7 protein-coding genes are annotated in these 6,288 nt (G+C 64.7%); all 7 read right to left on the bottom strand.

The genetic code is table 11. From position 1 onward, the window contains the following. Positions 1-824, bottom strand: an 824-nt coding sequence (gene hypE / locus WCB02_RS35475; RefSeq protein ID WP_423966086.1) for a hydrogenase expression/formation protein HypE, incomplete at its 3' end; no start/stop codon positions are given. Then, positions 821-1,963: a hydrogenase formation protein HypD gene (hypD, locus tag WCB02_RS35470; protein ID WP_423966084.1), complete on the bottom strand. Its 1,143-nt coding sequence runs from the start codon at positions 1,961-1,963 to the stop codon at positions 821-823. The genes hypE and hypD, both read right to left, overlap by 4 nt. After that, the gene (locus WCB02_RS35465; protein WP_423966082.1) at positions 1,960-2,196 is read right to left on the bottom strand and encodes a HypC/HybG/HupF family hydrogenase formation chaperone; all 237 of its coding nucleotides are present in this window, start codon (positions 2,194-2,196) and stop codon (positions 1,960-1,962) included. Before WCB02_RS35465 ends, hypD begins: the two co-directional genes overlap by 4 nt. Beyond that, entirely contained in the window at positions 2,187-4,490 is a 2,304-nt protein-coding gene (gene hypF, locus WCB02_RS35460) for a carbamoyltransferase HypF (RefSeq protein ID WP_423966080.1), read from the bottom strand. Before hypF ends, WCB02_RS35465 begins: the two co-directional genes overlap by 10 nt. A 7-nt stretch (positions 4,491-4,497) precedes the next feature. Then, the gene (hypB, locus tag WCB02_RS35455) at positions 4,498-5,532 is read right to left on the bottom strand and encodes a hydrogenase nickel incorporation protein HypB (RefSeq protein ID WP_423966078.1); all 1,035 of its coding nucleotides are present in this window, start codon (positions 5,530-5,532) and stop codon (positions 4,498-4,500) included. Next, positions 5,532-5,873, bottom strand: coding sequence for a hydrogenase maturation nickel metallochaperone HypA (gene hypA, locus WCB02_RS35450; RefSeq protein ID WP_423966075.1), 342 nt, complete (start codon positions 5,871-5,873; stop codon positions 5,532-5,534). The genes hypB and hypA overlap by 1 nt, the downstream gene beginning before the upstream one ends. Next, the coding region (locus WCB02_RS35445) for a nickel-dependent hydrogenase large subunit (RefSeq protein ID WP_423966072.1) at positions 5,866-6,288 on the bottom strand (423 nt) is incomplete at its 5' end. The genes WCB02_RS35445 and hypA, both read right to left, overlap by 8 nt.

Below are 6,288 nucleotides of genomic sequence, written 5' to 3'. Positions count from 1 at the left end.
TCGAGACCAAGCAGTTCGCAGGCTGCGGCCACCGCCGGCCGCACCGGAATCGCCTCCTCATCGAGGCGAAAGCCGACCTTGGATTGCTGCGCCAGTTCGTTCAAGGTCGCGGCGAGGCCGCCCCGGGTTGGATCCCGCATCACCCTTATGCCGGGACCGCCGGCTTCCATCATGTCCGCCACCAAGCCATGCAGCGCAGTGGAATCCGACGTCAGATCGGTCTCGAAGGTCATGTTCTCGCGCACCGACATGACCGCGATGCCGTGATCGCCGAGCGTGCCGGATAGCAGCACGCGATCGCCGGCCCTGGCTTTTTCGGCCGACAGATCGAGGCCGGCAGCCACGACGCCTATGCCCGTCGTGGAAACGAACACGCCATCGGCCTTGCCGCGCTCGACCACCTTGGTGTCGCCGGTGACGATCGGCACGCCGGCCTCGCGCGCCGCCGCTCCCATCGCATCGGCGATCTTCTTAAGATCGGCAAGCGGGAAGCCTTCCTCAATGATAAAGCTGGCTGACAGATACAGCGGCCGGGCCCCCGCCATCGCCACGTCGTTGATGGTGCCGTGGACCGCAAGCGAGCCGATATTACCGCCCGGGAAGAACAACGGCGAGATCACATAGCCGTCGGTCGTCATCACCATGCGGCCGGCGGCGATGTCAAATGCCGCCTGGTCGTTGCCGCGCGCCAGCCAGTCGTTGCTGAAGGAATCGTGGAACACCTCAGCGATCAGATGCGCCATCGCCCGGCCGCCGGAGCCGTGCGAGAGATCGACACATCCGTTCCTGATATCGAGTTTGCCCCTGAAGGCTCCGCTGCTCATGAGGCTTTTCTCCGCTCCATGTCGCGGAAACGGCCATAGCTCCAGTGCGCTGCGCAGGCACCCTCCGAGGACACCATGCAGGAGCCCATCGGGGTTTCCGGCGTGCACACCGTGCCGAACAACCGACAATCGATCGGCTTCTTGACCCCGCGCAGGATCGCACCGCATTCGCAGGCCGGATTGTCCGCCGCGGTCAGTTCGGGCATATCGAAGCGACGCTCGGCGTCAAACGCCGCATAGGCCGGCTTCAGCCGCAGGCCGCTGCAGGGGACGAGGCCAAGGCCGCGCCATTCAAACTGGTCCCGCAATTCGAAAATATCGGCTACTTCCCTCTTTGCGCGCAGATTGCCATCGCGGGTGACCGCGCGAATATACTGGTTCTCGACCACGTGCCTGTCCTCATTGACCTGCCGCACCAGCATCAATATCGACTGCATCACGTCCAGCGGCTCGAAGCCGGCTATCACCACCGGTTTGGCGAATTTGTCGGCAAAACCTTCATAGGGTTGCGTGCCGATCACGGTAGAGACATGGGCCGGCCCGATGAATCCGTCGATCTCGACCCGGCCCAGCTCGCGAATATCGGGGCTTTCCAGGATGTTCTGGACCGCCGGCGGCGTCAGCACGTGATTGCAGAAGATCGTGAAGTTCTTCAGCTGCTTCTTTTCGGCGAGCCGGATTGCCATCGCCGTCGGCGGCGTCGTGGTCTCGAATCCGATTGCAAAGAACACCACCTCGCGGTTCGGCTCCTGTTCGGCAATCCGTATGGCGTCGAGCGTCGAGTAGATCATGCGAACGTCGCCGCCCCGCGCCTTGGCACGCAGCAGCGACGAACGCCCAGATCCCGGCACGCGCATCAGATCGCCGTAGACGCAGAGCGTGACGTTGCGCTGCTCCGCCAGTCGGATCGCCATGTCGATCCGTCCCGCGGGTAGCACGCAGACCGGGCAGCCCGGACCGTGGATCATCCGGATGCTGCCGGGCAGAAGGTCCTCGAGACCGTAGCGCGAGATCGCATGGGTGTGGCCGCCGCAGAACTCCATGAAGCGGTATCCCCTGGAATCCACCACCTCCGATGCGATCACGTCTGCCAAGGTCCGGGCGATGTCACCGTTCCGGTATTCGTCGACATATTTCATGACAAGAACTCCGACTGGACAGCCCCGAGTTCAGCCAGCAGGGCCAAGGTCCGTTGCGCTTCATCCGGATCAATTCTGGTCAAGGCGTAGCCGACATGAATGATGACGAAATCGCCGACCTTGAGATCTTCGATCAGCGCCACAGAGACGACCTTGCCGACGCCGTCCATCATGACCCTTGCCATATCGTCGGGCAGCAGCTCGGTCACCTCCGCAGGAATGGCTAGACACATTCTGGTCGACTCCCGATCAATGCGCCGCTGGCGCGGACGTGTTGTTGGTTGAGGATGCCGGCTGCGACCCAGGCCTGGCCCAGGCTGAGGCCGGCATCGTTGGGCGGCACCGCGCGCGCGGTCAGAGGCTCGATTCCCGCGGCGAGCAGGCCTGCGCGCATTTCCTTGGCCAGGACACGATTGAGGAAGCATCCACCGCCCAGTGCCACCGCGCCGAGGCCATGCGCGTTCGCGGCGCGCGTGACCAGATCGACCATCGCGGCGGCGAAACTGCCGTGGAACAATTCGGCGCCGACGGTCGCATCGAACCCCGGTGACGCCAGCAGCTCCAGCAACGGCAGGAAGCTGACAGCGCCGTTGTCGATGGTCCAGCCGGCGCGATCGACCCGGACCCGGCGCACCCGGGCCTCGAGCTCCATCGCCGCCTGGCCTTCATAGTGCTGCACCACGCTCGTCCCCAACAGACCCGCCACGGCGTCGAACAGCCGGCCGGCGCTGGTGGTCGCAGGCGTAGCCGACTGCTGCCGCAGCAACTGCGTTATTTGACCCGCATAGCGATGACCTGCGAAGCGACCAGCAATCTCGTCGTCACGACCGAGCGCATGCAGCGCCGCTGCCGCCATCCGCCAGGGTTCGCGCGCGGCGATATCGCCTCCCGGCATCGGCAGCGGCGACAAATGCCCGACGCGGGTGAAGCTCGCATCGTCGCAGAGCAACAGCTCGCCGCCCCAGTTCGCGCCGTTCTCGCCATAGCCAAAACCATCGAGCACCAGCCCGAGCAGTGGCCCTTCGACACCGTTCTCAGCTGCGATCGCGGCGACATGGGCGTGATGATGCTGGATCGCAAGAGCCGGCCATCGCTGCGCTTCGGCAAACCGCGTCGAGGCATAATCGGGATGACGATCATGCGCGACGGCCACCGGCTCGACGTCGAGGATATCCAGCAAGTGCGCCACGGTCTGTTCGAAATACCGGATGCTGTCGGCCGAACCGAGATCGCCGATATGTTGCGACACAAACGCTTCGCGACCGCGCGTGACCGTCACCGTCGCCTTCAGATGGCCACCGACGGCGAGGACGCTCGGAACGTCGCGCGCCAGCCTGATCGGTCGCGGTGCATAGCCGCGCGCGCGCCGGATCAACGCCGGTGCGCCGTCGATCACGACGGCGACCGAGTCATCGGCGCGGACGACGATGGCGCGATCATGGGTGACGATGAGATCGGCGATCCCGGCAAGCCTGCGCTGCGCATCATCGTCGTCGATCACAAGCGGCTCGCCACCCGGATTGGCGCTGGTCGCAACCAGAACCAGGTCGCATGCCTCATCTTGCCAGGCCCGCTTGTCCGGCTTGCCGAAGACCGCGTGAAACAGCAGATGATGCAGCGGCGTATAGGGCAGCATCACGCCAAGATGCGCCAGGCCAGGCGCGACCGACGCCGCCAGGGCGGAGCGCGATTTCAACAGCACGATCGGCCGCTCGATCGATCCCAGCAGTTGGCGTTCGATCGCATCGCTGTCGGCGATGCCATCGACGGAAGCGATCGACGCTACCATGACCGCAAACGGCTTGGCATCGCGGTTCTTGCGCGCTCGCAAGCTGGCGACGGCCTGCTCGTTGCGGGCGTCGCACAATAGCTGAAAGCCGCCGAGGCTCTTGACCGCGACGATTTTGCCACCGACCAGTGCAGCCACGATGTCGTCGATGCCATGACTGAGCTTTGGTCCGCAGTTCGGACAGGCGATCGGTTCGGCGTGGAAGCGGCGATTGCCGGGGCTGCGGTAGTCGCCGGCGCAGTCGGCGCACATCGAAAACGCCGCCATGGAGGTGTTGAGCCGATCATAGGGCAAACGCCGCGTCAGCGTATAGCGGGGGCCGCAATCGGTGCAATTGACGAACGGATAGAGGTGAAAGCGGCTCGACGGGTCGAACAGATCGTCGAGGCAGCGCTCACAGGTCGCCGCATCGGCCGCGATCGGTGTCGTGGCTGGGCCCTCGCCACTCGCCGCAATCGCAAAATGCGTATCGCCCGAGGCAGCGGCAGTCTCGGTTTCGACCGCATCGATCCGCGCCAGCGGCGGCGCCTCGCGGCGCAACGCCCGGACGAATTCGGGCACGCGCGCGCCCTCGATCTCGATCAGCACGCCGTCGGCGTCGTTGCAGACAAAGCCGCCGAGCTCGTAACGCCGCGCCAGACCATAGACATAGGGCCGGAAGCCGACGCCCTGCACCGTTCCGCGCACACGGACACGCAGCCGCGGCGTGGATGGAATGCTGTGCTGCGCGACTGTCATCCGTGTCTCACTCGGCGGCAACGTCCGCCGCCAAGGCCGCGGCGCGCTTGGCGATCCAGGCATAGAAAGCGGGCATGCCCTCCCCGGTTCGGGCCGAGACCGTCAGCACCTCGATCCGAGGATTGACCCGTCTTGCATATTCGATGGTCCGCGCCAGATCAAAATCGAGATGCGGGACCAGGTCGATCTTGTTGATCAGCATCAGGCTGGAGGCTGCGAACATGTCCGGATATTTCAGCGGCTTGTCCTCGCCCTCGGTGGTCGAGAACACCACGACCTTGTGCGCCTCGCCGAGATCGAACGCCGCCGGGCAGACCAGGTTGCCGACATTCTCGATGAACAGAAGTCCATCAGGGATCGGAGGCAGCCGATCGAACGCGGCGCCGACCATCGAGGCGTCCAGGTGGCAGCCCTTGCCGGTGTTGATCTGGACCGCCGCTATGCCGGTGGCGCGGATCCGTTCGGCGTCGTTCGAGGTCTGCTGGTCGCCCTCGATCACGGCGATCGGCTGGCGATGCTTCAAATCGGAAATGGTCTTCACCAGCAGTGAGGTCTTGCCGGCGCCCGGGCTCGAAACGAGGTTGAGCGCGAACACCCGCGCCTTGGCGAAGCGCGCGCGATTGATGGTGGCCAGATCGGCGTTCTTGCCGAGAATGTCGCGCTCGATCTGGACGATGCGCTGCTGGCTCAGGCCGGCGACATGCACGCCGGCAAGGCCACCACCGTAATGGATGGTTTCGCCCGCCGCGCCATCGGCATGTTCGTGATGATTGTGGTGGTGGTCACGGTGGCCGTGATCATGGGGATGGTCGTGGTCGTGATCACCCGCACCGTGCCCATGATGGTGATGGTGGCTATGGCTACCATGAGAATGTGCGTGAGCATGCGAATGCCCGTGGCTGTGAGCATCACCTTGATCATGGGCCCCGTCCTCACCATGGTGATGATGGTGGACATGATCCTGGTCATGATCATGCGCGTGATGTGACGCGCCGGCCTCGATGGTCGCTTTGTCATTGCCGCAACCGCACACTGTACACATCAGGCAACCTCCAGTTCTTTGACCCGCATTTCTTCGCCCGCGGTGATTTGCAGCTGACAGCCGCCGCAGCACGGGCAGGGGTCGTAGCGTCGCTCAACGGCCACGGTTTTGGCGCAGGTCATACACCAGGCAACACCAGGAGACCGGATGATCTCCAGCCTCGCCTCGGCGGCGACCGAGTGCGCTGCGACGACGTCGAAGCAAAATCGCATGGCATCGGGCTCGACCTGGCTGAGCGCGCCGATTTCCAGCCAGACCGTCGTCACCCGGGAGAACGACTGCCGCCGGGCCTCCGCCTCGATGATGCCTATTACGCCTTCGCACAACGCCATTTCATGCATCCGCGAGTTCCCGGACCGTCACCGCGCAACCGACGCAGGGATCGAAGGCGGCTATCAATTGCTCGACTCCGGCGCGGCCACCACCACCGAGCTCCAGCACCGAGCCGCGCAGCATCCGCGCCAGCGCACCGCGGGGATGGAAGTTCCACTCGGTCGGTGCCAGGTACTGGAATCTTCTGACGCGGCCGTCCGCACCAAGGTCGACATGGTGATAGAGCCGGCCGCGCGCGGTTTCGACCGCCGCCGCGCCACTGCCTTCGGCAAGACAATAGCCGGTCACGGCAGCATCCGCGAGCGCCGGGTCGTCGTTGCCGGTGGCCAAGCCGCACAACATCCGCGGCATGCGGATGATCTCGTCCAGCCGCGCCCGAATTCGTGCCCTCGCCGTCTCGGACCGATCAACAGGAAGTGCATT

The organism is Bradyrhizobium sp., from assembly GCF_049581145.1.
Taxonomy (GTDB): domain Bacteria; phylum Pseudomonadota; class Alphaproteobacteria; order Rhizobiales; family Xanthobacteraceae; genus Bradyrhizobium.
Note: the sequence above shows the minus strand (reverse complement) of the source record. Positions and strands in the feature narration are given on the sequence as shown.